General features: G+C 67.4%; 21 protein-coding genes. 11 read left to right on the plus strand and 10 right to left on the minus strand.

What is annotated here, in order from left to right; genetic code table 11:
• Nucleotides 1-47 precede the first annotated feature (47 nt).
• The gene (locus LK996_RS03910; RefSeq protein ID WP_230525839.1) at nt 48-344 is read left to right on the plus strand and encodes a hypothetical protein; all 297 of its coding nucleotides are present in this window, start codon (nt 48-50) and stop codon (nt 342-344) included.
• A 25-nt stretch (nt 345-369) separates the two neighbouring features.
• On the opposite strand, the gene LK996_RS03915 is transcribed toward LK996_RS03910, so the two are convergent.
• From LK996_RS03915 to LK996_RS03930, 4 genes are all read right to left on the minus strand, one after another.
• Nucleotides 370-1188, minus strand: coding sequence for a hypothetical protein (locus LK996_RS03915; RefSeq protein WP_230525840.1), 819 nt, complete (start codon nt 1186-1188; stop codon nt 370-372).
• Nucleotides 1189-1207: 19 nt separating this feature from the next.
• Nucleotides 1208-2104 (minus strand): hypothetical protein, encoded by an 897-nt coding sequence (locus LK996_RS03920; protein ID WP_230525841.1) that lies wholly within the window; start codon nt 2102-2104, stop codon nt 1208-1210.
• Nucleotides 2068-2412, minus strand: a complete 345-nt coding sequence (locus LK996_RS03925) for a hypothetical protein (RefSeq protein WP_230525842.1) — start codon at nt 2410-2412, stop codon at nt 2068-2070. The genes LK996_RS03920 and LK996_RS03925 overlap by 37 nt, the downstream gene beginning before the upstream one ends.
• Nucleotides 2413-2508: 96 nt before the next feature.
• Entirely contained in the window at nt 2509-3399 is an 891-nt protein-coding gene (locus tag LK996_RS03930) for a DUF2785 domain-containing protein (RefSeq protein WP_230525843.1), read from the minus strand.
• 293 nt (nt 3400-3692) lie between these two features.
• Here LK996_RS03930 and LK996_RS03935 point away from each other — a divergent pair, with 293 nt between their 5' ends.
• Nucleotides 3693-5504 carry a DUF885 domain-containing protein gene (locus LK996_RS03935; RefSeq protein ID WP_230525844.1) on the plus strand — a complete coding sequence of 604 codons (1812 nt, stop codon included), beginning with the start codon at nt 3693-3695 and terminating at the stop codon, nt 5502-5504.
• Between the two features lie 130 nt (nt 5505-5634).
• Here LK996_RS03935 and LK996_RS03940 read toward each other — a convergent pair whose 3' ends face one another.
• A complete protein-coding gene (locus LK996_RS03940; RefSeq protein ID WP_230525845.1) occupies nt 5635-7263 on the minus strand; it encodes a serine hydrolase in 1629 nt (542 codons plus the stop codon).
• 93 nt (nt 7264-7356) lie between these two features.
• Here LK996_RS03940 and LK996_RS03945 point away from each other — a divergent pair, with 93 nt between their 5' ends.
• A complete protein-coding gene (locus LK996_RS03945) occupies nt 7357-8277 on the plus strand; it encodes a DUF72 domain-containing protein (RefSeq protein WP_230525846.1) in 921 nt (306 codons plus the stop codon).
• Nucleotides 8274-8651: a nuclear transport factor 2 family protein gene (locus tag LK996_RS03950; RefSeq protein ID WP_230525847.1), complete on the plus strand. Its 378-nt coding sequence runs from the start codon at nt 8274-8276 to the stop codon at nt 8649-8651. Before LK996_RS03945 ends, LK996_RS03950 begins: the two co-directional genes overlap by 4 nt.
• A 91-nt stretch (nt 8652-8742) precedes the next feature.
• Here the strand turns inward: LK996_RS03950 and LK996_RS03955 are convergent, their stop codons facing one another.
• On the minus strand, nt 8743-9633 hold the full coding sequence (locus LK996_RS03955) for a DMT family transporter (protein ID WP_230525848.1): 891 nt from the start codon (nt 9631-9633) through the stop codon (nt 8743-8745).
• 110 nt (nt 9634-9743) lie between these two features.
• Here LK996_RS03955 and LK996_RS03960 point away from each other — a divergent pair, with 110 nt between their 5' ends.
• Entirely contained in the window at nt 9744-10628 is an 885-nt protein-coding gene (locus tag LK996_RS03960) for a LysR substrate-binding domain-containing protein (protein WP_230525849.1), read from the plus strand.
• Nucleotides 10629-10692: 64 nt separating this feature from the next.
• Here the strand turns inward: LK996_RS03960 and LK996_RS03965 are convergent, their stop codons facing one another.
• Nucleotides 10693-11055: a TfoX/Sxy family protein gene (locus LK996_RS03965; protein WP_230525850.1), complete on the minus strand. Its 363-nt coding sequence runs from the start codon at nt 11053-11055 to the stop codon at nt 10693-10695.
• Nucleotides 11052-11639, minus strand: coding sequence for a Pr6Pr family membrane protein (locus LK996_RS03970; protein ID WP_230525851.1), 588 nt, complete (start codon nt 11637-11639; stop codon nt 11052-11054). The genes LK996_RS03965 and LK996_RS03970 overlap by 4 nt, the downstream gene beginning before the upstream one ends.
• 17 nt (nt 11640-11656) lie before the next feature.
• Here LK996_RS03970 and LK996_RS03975 point away from each other — a divergent pair, with 17 nt between their 5' ends.
• The 3 genes from LK996_RS03975 to LK996_RS03985 are packed head-to-tail and all read left to right on the plus strand — an operon-like array spanning nt 11657 to nt 15044.
• Nucleotides 11657-12637, plus strand: coding sequence for a DMT family transporter (locus LK996_RS03975; RefSeq protein ID WP_230525852.1), 981 nt, complete (start codon nt 11657-11659; stop codon nt 12635-12637).
• A 59-nt stretch (nt 12638-12696) separates the two neighbouring features.
• A complete protein-coding gene (locus LK996_RS03980; protein ID WP_230525853.1) occupies nt 12697-14301 on the plus strand; it encodes an AAA family ATPase in 1605 nt (534 codons plus the stop codon).
• A 5-nt stretch (nt 14302-14306) separates the two neighbouring features.
• Nucleotides 14307-15044 carry a general secretion pathway protein GspB gene (locus LK996_RS03985; RefSeq protein WP_230525854.1) on the plus strand — a complete coding sequence of 246 codons (738 nt, stop codon included), beginning with the start codon at nt 14307-14309 and terminating at the stop codon, nt 15042-15044.
• A 184-nt stretch (nt 15045-15228) separates the two neighbouring features.
• On the opposite strand, the gene LK996_RS03990 is transcribed toward LK996_RS03985, so the two are convergent.
• Nucleotides 15229-15582, minus strand: a complete 354-nt coding sequence (locus tag LK996_RS03990; RefSeq protein ID WP_230525855.1) for a cupin domain-containing protein — start codon at nt 15580-15582, stop codon at nt 15229-15231.
• A 163-nt stretch (nt 15583-15745) separates the two neighbouring features.
• On the opposite strand from LK996_RS03990, the gene LK996_RS03995 reads away from it, so the two are divergent.
• Genes LK996_RS03995 through LK996_RS04005 form a run of 3 tightly spaced genes read left to right on the plus strand, consistent with a single transcriptional unit; the run spans nt 15746 to nt 19369 of the window.
• Nucleotides 15746-16141: a DoxX family protein gene (locus tag LK996_RS03995; protein WP_230525856.1), complete on the plus strand. Its 396-nt coding sequence runs from the start codon at nt 15746-15748 to the stop codon at nt 16139-16141.
• Nucleotides 16142-16151: 10 nt separating this feature from the next.
• Complete coding sequence (locus LK996_RS04000) at nt 16152-18401, plus strand: M1 family metallopeptidase (protein ID WP_230525857.1); 2250 nt, start codon at nt 16152-16154, stop codon at nt 18399-18401.
• A complete protein-coding gene (locus LK996_RS04005; protein WP_230525858.1) occupies nt 18398-19369 on the plus strand; it encodes a hypothetical protein in 972 nt (323 codons plus the stop codon). Before LK996_RS04000 ends, LK996_RS04005 begins: the two co-directional genes overlap by 4 nt.
• 99 nt (nt 19370-19468) lie before the next feature.
• Here LK996_RS04005 and LK996_RS04010 read toward each other — a convergent pair whose 3' ends face one another.
• Nucleotides 19469-21295: a DEAD/DEAH box helicase gene (locus tag LK996_RS04010; RefSeq protein WP_425493702.1), complete on the minus strand. Its 1827-nt coding sequence runs from the start codon at nt 21293-21295 to the stop codon at nt 19469-19471.
• Nucleotides 21296-21329: the final 34 nt, after the last annotated feature.

Here is a 21329-nt window from a genome sequence, read left to right on the forward strand (position 1 = left end):
TCCGCTCCCTAGCCTCATCGGCAGTCCCCCTGCCGATCGAGAGCCCCATGCCTACGATGCGACTGCGTGTCACCGGAAGCGAAGACGACGCGCGCGCGATCATCAACCTGCTGCAAAGCCTCGACGGCATCGAGCACGTCGAGGAAGTGGCGGACCTGATGCCGCACATGGACGACGCCGATTCGAGTTCGGCCGGGCTCAGCGACCTGCGTGGCGGCAGCGACGTGCATGACGTCGAGATCGAGGCGCCGAACGAAGCCACTGCACGCAAGGTGCGCGAGACGGTGGAAGCGCTCGCGTTCGACCTGGATGTCCTCGCCGAATTCGACGAGGACGAGGACTGAGACACCGCGCCTTCGCGTGTGGCGATCAATACCCGAGGATGATGTCGAGCACCGCCGGCGATGCGCGCTTCGGGATGTCGCATGTCAGCGACAACGACGCGGGCTGCGTCGCACTGAAGCTCGAGGCTGAACTCGCGCCGTCGCACGTCATCGCGCACTGGTCGCTTGTCGAGGGACCACCGTTGTTCCCGAGCAAGTCGAGCCGGATGGACGCAGGCGGCACGAACGCCGCCAGATTGTCGACCTCGCTCACCGCGAAAGTGGTCAGGTCGACGTAGTTCGGATTCGGTTCGGTGGCGCCCTGCTCGATCCCGTTGGCACCGAACCAGACCGGCGTCGCGTTGATGATGTTGGCGGAAGCGACGTGGTGGGTCAGCACTTCGGCTTCGCCGACGATCCGCGAGTTGCGAAGCAGGTGATCGATCACGTCGGCATGTTGCGGCGTATAGCCATGCAGGTTCCTCTCTCCGGCGTCCGCCACCTGGTTCAGGATCGAAGGCACGTAGAAATAGGTCACGTCAGGTCGGATCGTGTAAACCCACATCCGCGCGCCGCCGGACAATTGGGCGATGTGGTCGTAGATGAAACCCACGGCTTCCTGGCGCTCGGCCGACGTGCTCACCCACATCGAAGCACGCGCGGGGTCGGTTTCATCGCAGGCGCCGCCGAGCGTGTGCGCGAGCAGGTCCATGCGCGAGCCCCGCCCGCTGATGCCCTGGAAGACGACGTGCGGCGGCCGCGTGTCGGCGCGATAGACGAGCAGGATCGGATCGGCGTGCGCGGGAAACGCGAAGAACATCGATGCGGCGGCCGCAGCCGCCCACTTGGCGAACGTACTAAGCATGGGATTCTCGCAGCGGGGATCAGTAGCCGAGGATGATGTCGAGCACGGCCGGCGACGCGCGCTTCGGCACGTTGCACGCCTTCGAAACGATGGCGGTCTGCGCGACGGAGAAGCTGGACGCAGTCGTTGCTCCGTCGCAGGTCATCGAACACTGATCGTCTTCCGAACCCGAACCCGACGACGCGCCGTTGTCGTCGAGCAGATCGAGGCGGATCGACGCGGGCGGCACGAACGCGTTGAGGTTTCCGACATTCGTCACCGCCGTCGTATCCATGTCCACGTAGTTCGGGTTCGGCTGGGCGGCGCCGACCTGGACCTGGCCGTCATCGTCGAGCCAGACTGGCCTTGCGTTGATGATGTTGGTGGATGCGACGTGGTGCGTCAGCACTTCCGCCTCGACGGCCAGCAACGTGGTGCGCAGGAGTTGATCGATGATGTCTGCGTGTTGCGGTGTGTAGCCATGCAAACCCGCATCGCCCGCCTCCGCCACCTGGGTCAGCATCGAAGGCACGACGAAGTAATTCAGATCGGGGCGAATCGCATACATCCAAACCCGATGTTCCTCGCCATAGGGCCGGTCGACGAGCAGAAGGTTGGCGAAACCCAATGCCTCCTCGCTCATCGCCGACATACTGACCCACTGCGAAGCGCGCAGCAGGTTGGTCTCTTCGCAGGAACCTCCGAGCGTGTGCGCGAGAACGTCCATGTTGGCGCCGCGACCGCTGAAGCCGCTCGCGAAAACCGTGTCGGGCGGTCGCGTATCGGCGCGGTAGACGATCAGGATGGGATCGGCGAATGCAGGGAACGCGCAGAGAAGCATTGCGACGGCCGCAGCCGCCCATGACGAAAGAACCAGACGCATGACGATCTCCGCATTCCTTACGGCTTGACCAGGATCTCGTCGATGTCGTCGCACGTCCCGCCATAACCATAATGGTCGTAGCCGGTGACCTTGAAGCGTTGCGTCATCGCCGCCAACAGCGTGCGATGCAGGGCCTGGCCGCGCGGCCAGTCGAGGTTGAAGCCGGTGTTGAGCGGGTACGTGTTGCCGTTGTCCAGCGTGAAGTACACCGCGTCACCGCCATCGGCGCCGAATGGCATGTCGACGTAGCCGATGTTGACCGCCGTGACCTTGCGATCCGTGAAGCATTCCATTCCCGCCAGTGCGAGGCCGGGTGTCGCCAGCGCGCAGGCCAATGCCGCGATTTGGATCAACGTTTTCATTGCGATGCTCCGAGTTGATGGAGCAGCGCATTTTCCGGAGCGGTGCGCGAACGACGATCAGCGCGCGCCGCACGACGCGCACGACGTTTCGCGAAACTATGGCACCGTTTTCAACCCCGCCACGATCGCCGGCTCGATCGCCTGCAGTTGCGGATCGTCGCTGCGATCCGCTTCGAGATAAAGCGCAGTGAGGAACGCGAGCAGATCGTGGCGCCGCGCGAGCCAGCCTTCGTCGACATACGCGAGCTTCGCCTCGCCGAGCTTCGGCGCGAACGACGTCATCCACGCTTCCCACTCCGCCGGCGTGTGCAGGCCGCGCTTGGCGATGAACAACACCGGGCGCGCGAGACGTCCCGGTTCGCCGAACACGTACGCGTGCGGCGCCGACGGCACCACTTGTGTCGCGACGGCGGCGAGAATTCGATCCAGTTGTCCGCGATCGAGCGCCGGATTCATCGCGAGCTGCATCAACCAATCGCTTCCGTGCGCGACGCCGTGCCGCCAACCTGCCTGGTCGTCGAAGCCGCGGTAATCATCGATCGACGCCATGTAGCGCGACGCCGCTTCGACCATCGCACCGCGTTCCTCCGGCGTCATCCACGGCTTCACGCGATCGGTGCGCGCGACTTCCGACAACACGAGCGCGGCGAACGGACGGCGGAAGCCGTCGGGATCGTCGGCCTGCAACGCCGCAAACAACTTGTCGCGCAACGAACGCATCGCGAGCTCGTCGAAGGCATCCGCGCGCATCCAGTGCGCGAGCGCTTCATAGGCGATGCCGTCGCGCATCGCCGGATCCGGATCGCCGAGGCAATCGATGAGGTGCTCCGCGAGCACCTGCCGCTCCGCGGCGTCGGGCACGGTCCACTTCAACACCTTCAGGCCTTCCAGCGATTCACGCGTCTGCCCGTCCGGCGGGCAAGCCGCAAACGCGGGCGCAAGGGCTGATGCGGCGCACAAGACGACGACAGCGAGCAATCGATGCATGGAGGGGTCCCCGGGGTGGCGGTGGGAGGGTATCAAATGGGGAAACGGGAAGCGGGAAACGGGAAACGGGAAACGGGATATTCGTCGTGCGATGGGCGGCGCGACGCGCGGGCCAAAGATCGGCGTTCGGTTTTTCGGGAAGCGCGATCGCGGGATCTTCGGCTCGCATACTCCGCGTTGCCGCGAAGCCGATCTCCCGTTTCCCGTTTCCCGTTTCCCGTAATTGCTCCACCCCATGCAACCTCCCGCGCCTCCCCGTATCCTCGACCCTCCATCCCACCCGGCCCACCGTCATGCGCCACAGCCTGCTCGCCGCCGCCCTGCTCACCGCCACCCTCGCCGCCTGCCAGGGCCAGGCGCCGACCACGCCCGCCGCCGAGGGCGCCGCCGCGACCACCGCGTCGACGCAACAGGCCGACGCGACATTCGATGCGATCACCAAGCGCTGGCTCGACGAATGGATGCGCCTGAACCCGGTCAGCGCGACGCAGATGGGCGACCATCGCTTCGATGCGCAGCTCGACGACCTCTCGGCCGCGGGCCGTCAGGCGCAGCTCGACTTCAACAAGAAGCTGCTGGCCGACATCGATGCGATCGACGCGAAGACACTCTCGCGCGAGAAGCAGGTCGACCTGCTGATCCTGCGCAACCAGGTGCGCGGCGACATCTGGAACGTCGAAACCTACCAGTCGTGGGCGTGGGACCCGCAGGTCTACAACAGCCTCGCCGGCGGTGCGCTGTACAACCTGATGGCGCGCGAGTTCGCGCCGATGCCCGGCCGCCTGAAGTCGGCGACCGCGCGCATGCAGAAGATCCCCGCGCTGCTGACGCAGATGCGCGAGAACCTCGACCCCGCGCGCGTGCCGCGCATCCACGCCGAAACCGTGGCGAAGCAGAACGCCGGCGTCGTCGGCGTCGTCGACCAGTTCATCGTGCCGGTCGCCGACCAATTGCAGGGCGAGGATCGCAAGCAACTCGACGCCGCGATCGAAGGCCTGCGCAAGGCCGTCGCCGAACATCAGAAGTGGCTCGACGAAACGCTGGTGCCGAACGCGAAGGGCGACTTCCGCATCGGCCAGAAGCTGTACGACGAGAAGCTGCAGTTCGCACTGATGTCGTCGCTCTCGCGCGCGGAGATCAAGCAGCGCGCCGAGTCCGAACTCGCGCGCGTGCGCAAGGACATGTACGCGATCGCGCAGCAGGTGTTGAAGGACAAGCCGAACGCACCGGCGATGCCGGAGCAGCCGAGCGACGAAGAACAGCAGAAGGCGATCGAAGCCGCGCTCGAACTCGCCTACGCCGAACGCCCGAAGCGCGAGGACGTCGTCGACTTCGCGAAGCAGACGCTCGCCGAAGCCACCAAGTTCACGCGCGAGAAGCAACTCGTCACCGTGCCCGACACGCCGGTGAAGATCATCCTGATGCCGGAGTTCCAGCGCGGCGTGTCGGTCGCGTACGCCGATTCGCCCGGCCCGCTCGACAAGGGCCTGGATACCTACTACGCGATCTCGCCGATCCCCGACGACTGGACCGACGCGCAGGTGGAATCCTTCCTGCGCGAATACAACAACCGCATGATCCACCTGCTGTCGATCCACGAAGGCGTGCCGGGCCATTACCTGGAAGGCGCGCATTCGGCGGAGAACAAGAACGTGCTGCGCGGCGTGCTGCGCTCGGGCCTGTTCGCCGAAGGCTGGGGCGTCTACACGGAAAAGCTGATGGCCGACGCGGGATACTTGAACAACGATCCGCTCTTCCGCCTCGTGCAACTGAAGTTCTACCTGCGCACGATCGGCAACGCGATCCTCGACCAGGGCGTGCACGTCGACAACTGGTCGCGCGAACAGGCGATGGACCTGATGACGCGCCAGACCTTCCAGCAGGAACGCGAAGCCGCGGGCAAGTGGGTGCGCGCGCAGCTGACGTCGGCGCAGTTGCCGACCTACTTCGTCGGCGTGCAGGAACACCTGGACCTGCGCCGCGCGTGGGAAGCAAAGCAGGGCGCGAACTTCGACGCGAAGGAATTCCACGACAAGGTGCTGAGCTTCGGCGCACCGCCGGTGCGCTTCGTGCGGCAGTTGATGCTGGAGGAATCGATTCAGTAACGGACAATGCGGGGAAACGGGAAACAAGGAGCGGGAAACGGGAGCGAAACCTTCGCTTCGGCCGATGGTGTATCGGCCGAAGTGAAGGTCATATTCCCGTTTCCCGCCTTTTGTTTCCCGTTTCCCGCTGTTATTTCTTCTCCAGTCGCAAATCCTGGAAGTCGAAACTGAAATCCGTCAGCGGCGACACCGGCTCCATCCGCACTTCCTCGATCTTGCCATCGGCATCGAGGTTGAAGTTCACGAACGCGTCCGCGTTGAGCCAGCGCTGGTGCCAGCGCACGATGAAGGTGTCGTGCTGCCATGGCTCCATCGTGCCGACCAGGTCGGCCGTCTTGCTGAAGCGCATGACGAGCTTGCCGTTCTCGTTCGAGATCACGACATCGCCGTACCACGGATCGCGGAACGTGCCGGCGTACGAGGCGAGCGGCAGCGACGGCGGCGCGTTCTTCGCGCGCGCGGCGAGGTGCTTCTGCCAATCTTCGTCAGCGCCGGCTTCGGACTTCGCAACGGCCTTCGCGTACGCGCCGAGCCAGTCGTGCTTCGGCGCTTCGAGCATCGCGTCGAGCGCCTGCATCGTCACCGCGTTGAACGCCGCGCCGACTTCCTGGCTGGTGAGCACGATCACGCCGAGCTTCCTGTCGGGCACGAGCGTGAGGCGCGACACCATGCCGGGCCAGCCGCCGGTGTGCCACACGAGCTTGTTGCCGCGGTAATCGGAGAGTTGCCAGCCTTCGCCGTAGCCGAGGAAATTCGGCTTGCCCGGGCGCAGTTCCGCAACGGAAGGCTCGTTCACCGGGATCGGCGTGACGATCGACCACATGCCCTGTTGGCGCTTCGCACTGACCAGGCGTTGCTCTTTGCCATCCTTGTCGGTGTACGTGCCGCCGGCGAGGTGCATGTTCATCCACTTCGTCAGGTCGTGGACGCTCGAATAGATGCCGCCCGCGCCCGACACGTTGTGCCACGTCATGCGCGGCGCCGGTTGCAGGTCCTTGAAGTCGGCCTTCGCGTAGCCGGTCGCGACGTTGTCGGATGCTTCGAGGCGATCGCTGTTGAAACGCGTATCGCCCATGCCCAGCGGCGCAAATATGCGCTTGCGCAGGAAGTCTTCGTACGACATCCCGCTCGCCTCTTCGATCACGAGCTCGGCGACGCCGAACAGAATGTTGTCGTAGGCGTACTGGCCGCGGAACGAACCCCCGAGCGGCACGTCCTTCAGGCGACGCGCGACTTCCTCGGTGGTGTACGTGGTGGTCGGCCAGTACAGCAGGTCGCCCGCGCCGAGCGTCAGGCCGCTGCGATGCGAGAGCAGATCCTTGATGCGCATTTCGCGCGTCACGTACGGATCGCTCATGCGGAACCACGGCAGGTGGTCGATCACGCGATCGTCGAGCGAAAGCTTGCCTTCGTCGGCGAGCATCGACAGCGCGGTCGCGGTGAAGGCCTTGGTGTTGGACGCGATCGCGAACAGCGTGTTCTCGTCGATCTGCGCCGGCTTGCCGACTTCGCGCGGGCCGAAGCCCTTCTGGTACACGATGCGGCCGTCCTCGACGATCGCCACCGCGATGCCGGGCACGTCGAACTGCTTGCGCACCGCTTCGACATGCGCATCGAAACCGGACAGGCGCGGGTCTTCGGCCTGCGTGGTCGCGGCCGGTTGCGCGGCGACGGCTTGCGCATGCGCGGCGAATGACAACGGCGCAAGTGCGAGGCACAGCGCGAGACCGAGGGCGGAACGGGTCGGCAATCGATGCATGGCGGATCGGGTCCGTGGACGAAAGGCAGCAGTATCCAAGGCCGTGTACGCCGCGTCGATGCCCCGGTGGTCATGCCGCGCTACCCTCGCGCGATGGCCACCAAGCGCGCGACGAAGACCGCCGCCACGTCCGCCCCAAAGCGCGCGGCCTCGAAGGACGCGGTATCGAAGCGCGCAGCCTCGAAGGACGCGGACCTCGGCCTCGTCGCGCCGGGCCCCGTCGACGGCATCCGCGTCGGCGTGGGCGGGTGGACCTACGCGCCGTGGCGCGAAACCTTCTACCCCGACGGCCTGGTGCAGCGACGCGAACTCGAATACGCGAGTCGCCGCCTGAGCGCGATCGAGATCAACGGGACCTACTACAGCGCGCAGAAGCCCGACACGTACGCGCGATGGCGCGACGAAACCCCTGACGGCTTCGTGTTCACCGCGAAGGCGCCGATGCGCATCGTGCAGGCGAAGGTGCTGGCGAACACGCTCGGCCAGGTCGAGGCGTTCGTCGGCGGCCTGTCGACGCTCGGCGACAAGCTCGGCGCGATCCTGTGGCAATTCGAACGCAAGCTCGATGGCGACGACTTCGCGACGTTCGTCGAGGGCCTGCCCGCCACCGCGAACGGTGTGCGCCTGCGGCACGCGCTGGAAGTGCGCGACGCGAACAAGGTCGACGCGACGCTGATCGACCTCGCCCGCAGGAAGAACGCAGCGCTCGTCTACACCGATTCCCCCGAGTGGCCCTCGCTCGCCGACGTCACCGCGGATTTCGTCTACGCACGCCTGATGCAGGCGAAGTCGAAGGAAACGACGGGTTATCCGCGTGCGGCGCTCAAGCAATGGGCCGCGCGCGCGCGCACCTGGTCGCGCGGCGAGGAACCCGACGATCTGCCGAAGCTTTGCGGCCCCACTGCGGTCGCGCAGCATCGCGACGTGTTCGTGTTCTTCATCAACGCGGACAAGGAACGTAATCCCGCGGCGGCGATGACGATGATCGAACTGCTGAAAGGAGCGTCGAAATGAAAGCGTCCAGGCAAGTCGACACAGCCCACCGCTTCCTCGAACACGCCGCGGCCGGGCGCGCGGCGAGCGATGCGTCGAAGCTGGTGACGAAGGATTTCCGCCATCACAACGCGTACTTCAAGGGCGACGGTGCATCGTTGTTCGAGGCGATGGACGCGAACGCGCGCCAGTTCCCGACCAAGCAACTCGATGTGTTCCTCACGCTCGAGGACGGCAACACCGTGGCGACTTACTCGAAGGTCGTGCACAAGCCGGGAAGCCCGCCCGCGGCCGTCGTGCACATTTTCCGATTCGAGGACGATCGCATCGCCGAGTTGTGGGATGTCGGGCAGGAGATCCCGGCGGACTCGCCGAACGAGAACGGCGCGTTCTGAGAAGCAAAAGCGGAGCAAAAAAGGGGGTCAGAGCACCATTTCCGCGCGGAAATGGTGCTCTGACCCCCTTTTTTGCTCTGACCTTTTTTGCTTACTTCGCGCGCTGGCTGAAGGCCACGCTGCCGAGGATCAACGCACCCGCGGCCAGCATCGTGCCGGTCACCGCTTCGCCGAGCAGCATCCACGCCCACAGCACCGCGAACAGCGGGACGAGGTAAGTGGTCGTCGCCGCGCGCGCCGGCCCGACGCGGGCGATCAGGCGGTAATAGAAGACGAACGCGAAGCCGGTGCACATCACGCCGAGCGCCGCCGCGGCGCCCCACGCCTTCGTCGAGATCGCGTGGTCCGGCCACTGTGCGATCGCGAAGGGCATCAGCAACAACGCCGATATGCTCAGCGTCGCCGCGGCGACCGCCGCAGGCGGCAACCCCGTCACATGGCGACGCACGAGGTTGATGCCGATGCCATAGAGGATCGCCGCACCGGTACCGGCCGCGACGGCCCACCCGATGCTCGCGCCCTCGGTCTTGCCGCTCGCGAGCACAACCGCGCCCGCGAAGCCGACGAGCAACGCGATCACGCGGCGGAAGCTGATCTTCTCGCTGAAGAACAACACGCCGACCAGCGCGGTGAACAACACCGTCATCGAGTTGCAGATCGCACCGACGCCCGCCGGCGAACGCTGGGCGGCCCAGGCGAACAACACGAACGGCACCGCCGAGTTGATCGCGCCGATCAGGGCGAGCTTCGGCCAGATGCGCAACGGGAACTGCGCGCGCGCCTTCCACAGGAACGGCAGCAGCACGGCCGCGCCGAGCAGCAGGCGCACGTCGACCAGCGCCGCGGCCCCGAACTCCGGGGCGGCCACGCGCATGAACAAGAAGGAGGCGCCCCAGACGGCGCCGAGCAGTCCGATCTCCGCGGGGGTGATCCAGGACGCAGCGCGCGCTTCGAAGGAGGGGGAGGATGCGAGCGTATTCATCCGGGGAGCCTCAAAAGCCATTGCTGGCAGACCGTGCATTGTCCGGGTATGCAAAGCCCGGACAAGCGCATACTTTCGACGCCAGACACAAATCAGATTTGAGGCTCGCCATGGTCCTGCGCCCCGACTGGCTCCCTGCCCTCTCGGCCTTCGAATCGGCCGCGCGCCATCAGAACTTCGCGCACGCCGCGGAGGAGTTGAACCTCACGGCCAGCGCCGTGAGCCACCACGTGCGCAAGCTCGAATCGCGGCTCGGGGTGGTGCTGTTCCAGCGCCACGCACGCGGGGTCACGCTGACCGCGGAGGGGCGGCGCCTCGCGGATGCCTCCGGCAGCGCGCTGGCCGACATGGAAGGGGCGTTGCGCACCCTACGCGGCGATCGCGACGAAGAACACCGCGTCCGCATCACCACCCTGCACTCGCTGACCTACACGTGGCTCATGCCGCGCTTGCCCGACTTCGCGGCGAAGCACCCGGGCATCCGACTGTCGTTCGACACCGAGAGTGCACTGACGCGTTTCGATGAAGGCGGTCCGGATCTCGGGATCCGCCATGGGCCCGGGCATTGGCCGGGGCTGGCGTCGCATCGGTTGATGGACGAGACGTTGTTCCCGGTGGCGTCGCCGCGCATGGTGGGATTCGATGCGATCGAGGTCGCCGCCGACATCGCGCGCGTGCCGCTGATCATCGACCACGCGCGCCAGGGCTGGCACGACTGGTTCCGCTTCGCCGACGTGCATGGCGCGAACCTCGACGAGCGCTACAGCTTCAGCGACACCACCGATGCGCTCATCGCCGCAGCGAACGGCCTCGGCGCGGCGCTCGCGCGCGAACGCGTGGTCGTGCCGTATCTCGCGGACGGTCGCCTCGTCGCCCTGCCCGGCCCGCGCCTGCCGGCGCGCTGGAGTTACCACATCGTCTGGCCCGCGCACCGGCGGTTGCGGCCTGCGGCGCAGGTGTTCGTGGACTGGCTGTTGTCGGTGCCGATCGACTGATGCGGCAAACCGGTCCTCGGCTGTTGGATGCATCAGCCTCGTCGCAGCTGCACTTCCCTATTCCCTATTCCCCATTCCCGCTCTTGCGTCCCCTCTTCCTGCCCAAGGGTTTCCGCAACGCCGCTTCGTTCGCGCGCCGCGCCCACGGCTCGAACGCCTGCGGCGAATCCATCGCCTCCGCGGGCAGCGACCAGTACGACATCGCGACGGTCTTCCCGCGCGAGTGGTAGACGAACGGCGCGCATCCCGCGGCTTCGAACGCGGCGCGCGTTTCGTCGTCCGCTTTCAGGTAGATCTCGTCGTCGATGACCACGCCGATGATGCGGCCGTCGAAGTACACGCCGTGCCCCCCGAACATCGCGCGCGTGTCGATCGGACCGAAGTCCGAGAACAGCTCGCGCAGGTAGTCGAGGAAGTCTTCGCTCATCGCGCGGGGCCGGGGGCTTCGGCGAGCGTGCGATCGACGAGCACCACCAGCATGCCGATCGCGATCACCAGCGCGGGCACGCGGAATTCGGCGGGCGCGAAGAACAGCAGCAGCGCGACCGGCGGAACGATCCAGGCGATGAGGTGCAGGATCCGCAACCCGCCGTGCGGCACGCACCACAACCACCAGCTCAGGTAGACGATCGGCACGAGGAAGTTCAGGCCGAGGTCGGCCCACAACTGCGCGCCCGATGCGACCCACGGCACCTGCAGCACCATGCCGTACGCGACCATGATCACCGCCGAGTACAACGCCGCCGCGCCGCGCAACGCCGGATGCGACGCGAACCCCGTGCCGTCGGGCCGCAACGCCGCCGCGATCCCGACGATGGCGACCGTCACGCCGGCGAGCATCGAGAACAACGCAAAGAACCGCATCAGCGGCACGACCGGCGGTGCATCGACCGGCGCCCCCTTGAACAACGCGACGCCTTGCAGGACGAGCGACAACGCGGCGAGCAGGCCGATGGCGCCGGCGAGGCGCGCGCCGACGGGTCCGATGCGGGAGGTGGCGGGAATCGACATGGCGCAATAATAGCGGCATGCCCCCCGACACCCTTTCGCCCGACGCGCGTGCCGCGCGTTCGAGGGCCTACCTCCAGATCCACTTCTGCGTCCTGCTGTGGGGCGCGACGGCGATCCTCGGCAAGATGATTTCGCTCGCCGCGTTGCCGCTGGTGTGGTGGCGCCTGCTGATCGTGGTCGCGGCGCTACTGTTGTTCCCGGTCGTGTGGCGCGGATTGCGCGCGATGTCGTGGCGCCTGATGGGCGCGTACGCGGGCATCGGCGTGATCGTCGCGTTGCACTGGCTGACCTTCTACGGCTCGATCAAGTTGTCGAATGCGTCGGTGGGCGCGACGTGCATCGCGCTGGGCACGGTGTTCGTCGCCATGATCGAACCGTGGGTGGCGCGCACGCGGTTCTCCAAACGCGACCTCGTGCTCGGCATCGTCGTGCTCCCCGGCGTCGCGCTGGTGGTGGGCGGCGTGCCGGCGGGGATGCGCGTGGGCATCGCGGTCGGCGCGGTGTCCGCGTTCCTCGTCGCGATCTTCGGCTCGCTCAACAAGCGGATGGTCGAACACGGCGATCCGCTCACCGTCACCGCGCTCGAACTCGGGGCCGGCCTGGTCGCGCTGACCTTCCTCGCGCCGCTGATGCCGCTGCTGCCCGTCGTCGGCGAAGCCTTCGCGGGCGACGTATTCAGGCCGCCGCAGGGGCGCGACCTCGCCCTGCTGCTGGTGCTGTCGCTCGCGTGCACGCTGCTGCCGTTCGCCCTGTCGCTGGCGGCCCTGCGCCATATGAGCGCGTTCGCGCAGCAGCTGGCGGTCAACCTCGAGCCGGTCTACGCGATCGTGCTGGCGATCCTGCTGCTCGGCGAACAGCGCGAGCTGACCCCGGCCTTCTACGCGGGCGTGGCCATCATCCTGGCTGCCGTCTTCGTCCACCCGCTGCTCGGAAGGCCGAGGCCACTGTCGCAGCCGGAAGTCTTGTGCGCCGCGGAATCCAAGGGCGTCGCCGACTAGCCCTGACGTATCCCGCATCCCGAATCCCCAATCCCCGCTTTTGTGTCACCCTGCGCCCCATGTACCTCGACCATTGGGCCCTCAGGGAACCGCCGTTCTCGATCACGCCCGACCCGCGCTTCGTGTTCCTCAGCGAGCGCCACCGGGATGCGCTCGCGCACCTGTTGTTCGGGATCGGCCAGGGCGGCGGTGGCGGCTTCGTGCAACTCACCGGCGAGGTGGGCACGGGCAAGACCACGCTGTGCCGCCTGCTGCTCGAACAACTCCCGGAGAACGCGCGCGTCGCGCTGGTGCTCAACCCGCGCCTGACTGCGATCGAACTGCTGGAAACGCTGTGCGAGGAACTCCACCTCGACACCGCGAACACGCACGGCAGCGTCAAGGCGCTGGTCGACGTGCTCAACACCTACCTGCTGGATGCGTACGCCAAGGGCCTGCGCGTCGTGCTGATCATCGACGAGGCGCAGAACCTCTCCGTCGATGCGCTCGAACAGGTGCGGCTGCTGACCAACCTCGAGACCGACACGCAGAAGCTGCTGCAGATCATCCTGCTCGGCCAGCCGGAACTGCGCGAGATCCTCGCGCGCCGCGACATGCGCCAGCTCGCGCAACGCATCACCGCGCGCTATCACCTGATGCCGCTCGATGCGTCGGAAACCGGTGCGTACGTGCGCCATCGCATGCGCGTGGCCGGCGCCGTGCATTCGCCCTTCAGCGCGGGCGCGCTGACGCGCATCCACAAACATTCGGGCGGCGTGCCGCGGCTGGTCAACGTGATCGCCGAACGCGCGCTGCTCGGCGGCTACGCGCACGATGCGCTGAAGATCGAAGCGAACGACATCGATCGCGCCGCGCGCGAAGCGCTCGCGCCCACGCGGCGCGCCTCGCATCCGTGGCGCTGGGCCGCGGCCGCGACGCTCGTCGCCGCCTCGTTCGCCGCGTGGTTCTTCTGGCCGCGCACGTCGCCGGTCGATGCGCAGGCCACGCCGGTGACGCAACCCGCGCCGGTCGTTGCGAAACCCAAGCCCGCCGCGTCGCCGTTCAAGCCGAAGCCGGTGCCCGCGCTGACCGGCGATGCCTTCGCCGCGCGCCTGGCCGGGATGGATGCGAACGGCGTGCCGGCGTGGGCCGCGCTGCTGTCGCAATGGCAATCGAAGGCGGATGCCGCGGTCGCTTCCGCGTGCCCGCCTGCGATCGAACCGGACCTGTATTGCCTGCGCGGCACCGCGACGCTCGACAAGTTGTTCGCGCAGGGGCGCCCCGCGTTGCTGCGCGTGCGCACGACGGGCGACGCGTCGACCTGGGCCCTGCTGCTCGGCGCCGACGCGGTGCGCGCGCGCGTGCAACTCGGCGCGGACATCGTCGACGTCGATCGCGTCGCGCTGCAGCGCGCGTGGACCGGCGAGTACGCGTCGGCGTGGCGCGGCCCGGAAGCGCTCGTCGAAACGACGTCGGCCGATGGTCGCGGCCCCGCGGTCGACTGGGTGCACGCGCACCTGCCCGACTATCGCGGCCCCGCGGTGCTCGATGCGCAGATGCGCGAAGCGGTGCGCGCGTTCCAGCAATCGCGCGGCCTGGAGACCGATGGCGTCGTCGGCCCCGAAACGCTGCTCGCCCTCGCCGCGCGCGACCCCGGCCCGCGTTTGCGCACCTCGCTGGACTGACCGCCATGTCCCTCATCCTCGAAGCGCTGCGCAAATCCGAAGCCGAACGCCGCCGCGCCGCCGTGCCCGACCTGCTCGCCGAACCGCAGGTCGCGACGCCGACGACGATGCGCGCGCCGCAACGCTGGCCGTGGATCGCGGCGACGGGTGCGCTCGCGCTCGCGGTGCTGTGGGTCGCGTTGCGCGATCCATCACCCGCGCCGTTGTCGGTCGCACCGATCGCAGAGGCACCGCCTGTTTCGAGCGACGCACCGACGCCCGCGCAACCCTCGCCGACGACGCCACGCACGACGCCGACGCGACGCCCGCTCGTCGTCGCCGCGCCCGCGCCTGCGCTGGCGGCATCCGCACCGCCCGCCTCCGCGCCGGCCGCATCCGCACCGGCGGCATCTGCACAGGTCGCCGCCACCCCGACGCAAACACCCCCGCCCGTCGCCGGCGCGCGCGATGTGCCGCCGCCGCGCGTCGAACCGATCGCCGCCGCCGCTCCGCGGCCCGCACCCGTCGTCATCGACACGACCCCGCGCGTCACCGACCTCGTCGGCGAAGAACGCAAGCAACTCCCCGCGCTGAAACTCAGCATGCACATGTGGAACGACGATGCCGCGCAGCGCTTCGTCATCATCGATGGCGCGCGGTTGCGCATCGGCGACCACCTGGGCGCGGTGGTGGTCGCCGACATCCTGCCGGACGGCGTGCTGCTGGATTGGAACGGGCGGCCGTTGAAGCTGCCGTTGCGCTGAATACAGCGGGGAACGGGAAACGGGAAACAAGAAGCGGGAAACGGGAGAGCAGCTTTCGGTTCGGCCGGAAACCCGCGAGCCGAAGCAGGCGCTGTCCCCCCGCTTTTCGTTTCCCGCTTTTCGTTTCCCGTTTCCCGCTTTTCGTTTCCCGCTTTTCGTTTCCCGCTTCTTGTTTCCCTATCGTCTACTTCTTCCCCGGCCCCTTCGGATCGCCGTCCTTCGCGAACGCCGGCGGGTAATAGAAGTTCAGCGTCCGCAGCAGCGTGCGTCCGGTGTTGCGCACTTCGTGCTTCTCGCCTTTCTCGATCACCAGCAGCGTGCCCGGCGCGAGCGCGACGCGGCGCTTGCGCCCTTCGGTCTCGACGATCGCCTGCCCGCTGCCGGCAACGACGAACAGCCATTGGTCCGCGCCGCGATGGCGGTTATCCGGCCCGCCTTCCGAATCGCCCGGCGGGATCACCATCTCCGCGGCCTGCGCCTTGCGCACTTCGAACGCCACGCGGAAGCCTTCGCCGAATTTCAGGGTCTTGCTGCGCATTCATGACTCCCGGGCAGCGGTCCTCGACGAGGCCGACTCTGCCCGCCTGCTCGTGCAGGCGCGATGCACGCGACAGCAGGCGCGGCGCCGCCTATGCTCGGCAAGTGGCTCGTCCCGACAGGGGCGTGGGGGCGGGCACGCACCATTCATCCCAGGGGGAGCAATGAACCAGAACACCCAGAACGATCTCGGGCGACTGATCCTGCGCGTCGCGTTAGGCGTGCTGATCCTGCTGCACGGCATCGCGAAGTTGCGCGGCGGCATGGGCGGCATCGTCGGCATGGTCGAATCGCACGGTTTGCCGGGCGTGCTCGGCTACGGCGTGCTCATCGGCGAAGTGCTCGGGCCGCTGATGCTGATCGTCGGTTTCTACGCACGCATCGGCGCGCTGTTCGTCGCCATCAACATGCTGTTCGCGTTCGCGCTCGTGCACATGGGCGAGCTCGGCCACTTCAGCGACACGGGTGGTTGGGCCTTGGAACTGCAGGGCATGTACCTGTTCTCCGCGATCGCGATGGCCCTGCTCGGGCCGGGCCGATATAGCGCCAACGGACGCTGAGGTCGACGCCATGACATCGAAAATCCGCATCCAACGCTGGGCCGTGGGCCTGGCGCTCGCGAGCACGTGCGTGCTCGTCGCGACCGCGCAGGTGAAGACCGCCGCGCCGGTGACCGCACCGATCGCCGACGTCGTCGTCGACGACAGCGCCGTCGATGACATCGGTTTCGCGCCCGCCAACGGCACCGCCGTCACCGTGCCCAGCGCCGAAAACGCCTGGGGCGGTGCACGCACCGGCACCGAAGCGACGCTGTCCGATCGCGTCGTGACGTACAAGATCCAGGCCACGCTCGATCCGAAGAAGCACACCATCGATGGCAAGCAGCAACTCACCTGGCGCAATCGCAGCGACCGCCCGGTGAAGGCCGTCTACCTGCACCTGTACCTCAACGCGTTCGAGGGCCCGGGCAGCACCTTCAACACCGAGATGCGCAACAACCGCTTCGGGTTCCGCAGCGGCGTGCAGGTGGAAGAAGGCGGCTTCGGTTACTCGCGCCTGCAGCGCGTCGCGCAGAACGGCGCGAAGGTGCCGTGGAAATACGTGCAGCCCGACGGCGGCCCGTCCACCGATCGCACCGTCGTGCGCCTCGACCTGCCCGAAGCGGTCGCGCCGGGCGGCGAAACGACGATCGACATGGACTTCTTCAACCAGCTGCCGCGCGTCAGCGCGCGCACCGGCTACTACGGGACGTTCCACCTCGTCGGCCAGTGGTTCCCGAAGATCGGCGTGCTCGAACTGCCGGGCGAACGCGGCGCCACCGCGCCGCGCTGGAACGTGCACGAGTTCCACCTGCACAGCGAGTTCTTCGCCGACTACGGCCTGTACGACGTCTCGCTCACCGTGCCGAAGGACTACACCGTCGGCGCGACGGGCGAAGAACAAGGCGCGCCGGTCGAGAAGAACGGAATGGTCACGCGTCGTTTCGTGCAGGGCGACGTGCACGACTTCGCGTGGACCGCCGACAACCGTTACGCCAAGCCGCTCGACGGGGTCTACAACGGCGCGAACGGCCCGGTGAAGGTGCGCGTGCTCTACCACCCCGAGTACGCGAACAACGCCGAGCCTGTGCTGAAGGCGACGATCGATTCGCTGACGTATTTCAGCAAGACGCTCGGCGACTATCCGTACAAGACGGTCACCGCGGTGGTGCCGCCGTACAACGCGGATGAAGCCGGTGGCATGGAATACCCGACGTTCTTCACCGCGTCGAGCTACAAGGACGTGCGCGAAGGACGCCTGGAACGTTACCTGCTCGACTTCGTGACCATCCACGAGTTCGGCCACGGTTACTTCTACGGGATCATCGGTTCGAACGAGTTCGAAGAGCCGTGGCTCGACGAAGGCCTCAACGAGTACTGGGACCATCGCCAGCTCGTCGCGGCGAAGCAGCATGCGACCGCGCAGACCGCGTTCACCAGGTTGATCGGGTTCGACATCGGGCTCGGCGAATTCGAACAGCAGCGCCTCGGCGCGATGCTCTCGAAGCCGGCCGATCCGCTCGGCAACACATCGTGGGATCGCATGTCGAGCGGCAGCTACGGCACGGTGTACTCGCGCACCGCGACGATGATGCACGACATCGAGCAGCAGGTCGGCAAGGACGCGCTCGAGCGCGCGTTCAAGCTGTACTACGCGCGCTGGAAGTTCCGTCATCCCTCGAGCGCCGACTTCCGCGAAGCGCTCGCCGAAGGCACCGGCCAGCGCGCGCTGATCGAGAAGACGTTCGCCGAACAGGTGTACGGCACGCGCAAGGTCGACGATTCGATCGCCGAGTTCTCCAGCGACGAAATCCTGCCGCAGCCGGGCATCGTCGAATACAAGGGCAAGCCGGTCGAGATCACGCAGGAACAGATCGACAAGGCCGTCGACGGCGTGCGCGAGAAGTGGAAGAAGGCGCATCCGAAGGCGAAGGAAAACGAGGGTGCGGCTTCCATGGGCGCGTTCCCGTATGCGACGCGCATCGTGGTCCGTCGCGATGGCGCCGTGGTGGCGAACACCGTGCTCGTGCGTTTCGAGGACGGCACTTCGCGCACGCTGCGCATGTCCGACACCGGCGACAAGCGCTGGGCGCGCTGGCGCCTGGTCACGCGCAGCAAGGCCGTGTCGGTCGAACTCGACCCGGAACGCCGCGTGTTCCTCGACCGCGACAAGATCGACGACAGCCGCACGCTCGAAGCCGACGGCTCCGCCTCGCGCCGCTGGTCCGCCGACCTCGCCGCCCTCTTCCAATCGTTCCTTGCCCTCCTGGTGAGCGTATGACGACCAACGATCGCAAGCTGGGCGCCGTCGGCGCCCTCGTGGGCGGCCTCGGCCGCGCGTTGCAGTGGCGCCTGCTGCTGCTCTGGGCCGTCGGCCTGCTGTTGCCGACGCTCGTCGCGGTGCTGCCGTGGCAGATCGCATTGTCCGAGCGACTGGATCACTCGGTGCAGGCGAACCGGATCGCCGAACGCTTCGACCTCGGCTGGATGATCGAAGCGACCTCGCCGATCGTCACCGATGGCGCGAGCGGCCTCACCGCCGCGGGCATCGCGGGCTTCGTCATCGCGCTGCTGCTGTCGCCGTGGCTGACCGGCATGGTCGTCGCGTCGATCCGCGCCGGCCAGTCGCTGCGCTTCGGCAACCTGCTGCAGTTCGGCCTGCGCGAATACGGCCGCATGGCGCGCATGCTCGCGTGGGCGATCGTGCCGCTGGGCATCGCGTTCGCGGTGAGCATGCCGGTGAACAAGTGGGCCGAGAAGCAGGCCGACATCGCCATCGTGCCCGCGAGCGCCGACAACGCGGGCCTGATCGCGACGATCGTGTTCGTCGCGTGCCTGCTGCTCGCGCACGTCACGATCGAAGCGGGCCGCGCGATGCTGGCGGTGGATCCGTCGCGTCGCTCGGCGGTCAAGGCGTGGTGGCGCGGCTTGAAGATGTTCGTGCGTCGCCCGATCGCGGTGCTCGTCGTTTACCTCGGCACCTTGATCTGCGGCGAAGGCCTCGCCCTCGTGCTCGGCTTCGCGCGCACGCAGGTGAGCGCGGCGAGCGTCGGCGGTTTGCTGCTCGGTTTCGTGCTCGTGCAACTGGTCGTCGTGGCCGTCGCTTGGGGTCGCGTCGCGCGCTTGTACGGTCTGTCCGCGCTGGCCCGCGATACGCAGGAGCGCAGCACGCGGGTCGTACCGAAGGAAGCGCCGGCCGAAGCGCCTGCGGCTGCGGACGTCGCGACCGAAGCACTCGCTGTCGCCTGAGTCCCGAAACGAAAGACCCCCGCTCGCGCGGGGGTCTTTTTTTGAAACAGGGGTCAGAGCACCATTTTCGAGAATGGTGCTCTGACCCCTTTTTTTGCTTCAACGACGCGGCGGGCCTTTGCGATGCGGCCTCGGCGCGGGGCGATGCGACGGAAGCGGTGCGTCGCCAACGCGCGACAGGCGAATCGGCTGGCCGGCCACGCGCACCTTCTGGAGATGCGACATCAGGTCAGGCGGCATGCCTTCCGGCAAGTCGAGCAACGAGTAATCGTCGTGGATGTCGATGCGGCCGATGTAGCGGCTCTCGAGGTCCGCTTCGTTCGCGATCGCGCCGACGATGTTGCCGGGCTTCACGCCGTGGCGATAACCGACTTCGATGCGGTAGGTCTCCATGCCCGCATCGGGGGCCTGGCGCGGGCCGGCGTCGCGCTTCTCGCGCGGCGCACGCTCGGGGCGGTCGCCGCGTTCGAATGCGGGCCGCTGCGGACGGTCGCCGCGGTCGCCGCGGTCGCCGCGGTCGAAACCCGGGCGTTCGGCACGTTCGAATCGCTCGGTGCGCTGCGGCCGTTCCGCGCGCGGCCGGTCGGGCGCGAGCAGCAAGGGCGTGCGGCCCTGCACGATCTTCGCCAGCGCCGCCGCGATGTCGGCGACCGGGATGTCGTGTTCGCGCTGGTAACGCAACACGAGGTCGCGGAACAGGTCGATCTGCGGGTCTTCTGCAGACAACGTGTCGGTGATGCGGCTGAGGAATTTCGCCACGCGCTTGTCGTTGACCATCTCGACGCTGGGCAGCTGCATCTCTTCGATCGGCTGGCGCGTCGCGCGTTCGATCGCGCGCAGCATGCCCTTCTCGCGCGGGGTGACGAACAGGATCGCCTCGCCGCTGCGGCCCGCGCGGCCGGTGCGGCCGATGCGGTGCACGTAGCTTTCGGTGTCGTACGGGATGTCGTAGTTCAGCACGTGGCTGATGCGTTCGACGTCGAGGCCGCGCGCGGCGACGTCGGTGGCGACGAGCACGTCGAGTTCGCCGTCCTTCAAGCGCTGGATCGTGCGTTCGCGCGTCTTCTGCTCGACGTCGCCGTTGATCGCGGCGGCGGCGAGGCCGCGTGCGAGCAGTTTTTCAGCGAGTTCCTCGGTGCCCATCTTGGTGCGCGCGAACACGATCATCGCGTCGAACGGTTCGGCTTCGATGATCCGGGTCAGCGCATCGAGCTTGTGCATGCCGGCGACGAACCAGTAACGCTGGCGGATGTTCGCCGCGGTCGTGGTCTTCGCGGCGATCTTCACTTCGACCGGATTGTTGAGGTACGTCTGCGCGATGCGGTGGATCTGCGGCGGCATCGTCGCGGAGAACAGCGCGACGCGGCGGCCTTCGGGCGTCTTCTTCAGCACGGCTTCGACGTCGTCGATGAAGCCCATGCGCAGCATTTCGTCGGCTTCGTCGAGCACCAGCGACTTCAGGTTCGACAGGTCGAGCGAACCGCGCTCGAGGTGGTCGATCACGCGACCCGGCGTGCCGACGACGACATGCACGCCGCGGCGCAGCGCCGACAACTGCGGCTGGTAGCTCTGGCCGCCGTAGATCGGCAGCACGTGGAAGCCCGGGAGCTTCGCGGCGTATTTCTGGAAGGCCTCGGCGACCTGGATCGCGAGTTCGCGCGTCGGCGCGAGCACGAGCGCCTGCGGCTTGGTCTGCGACAGGTCGATGTCGGCGAGGATCGGCAGCGCGAATGCGGCGGTCTTGCCGGTGCCGGTCTGCGCCTGGCCGAGGACGTCGCGCCCCTGCAGCAGCGCGGGGATCGTGGCGGCCTGGATGGGCGACGGGGATTCGTAGCCGACGGCATCCACGGCCGCCATCACGGCGGGCGGCAGGCCGAGATCGGCGAATCGCAGGGTCGGGGCGGTTTCGCCGGCGGGGGTCGACATGGGCACTCCGGCCACTTCGGGGGGGCGCTATTGT

The organism is Noviluteimonas lactosilytica (genome assembly GCF_020866925.1).
Classification (GTDB): Bacteria; Pseudomonadota; Gammaproteobacteria; order Xanthomonadales; family Xanthomonadaceae; genus Noviluteimonas; species Noviluteimonas lactosilytica.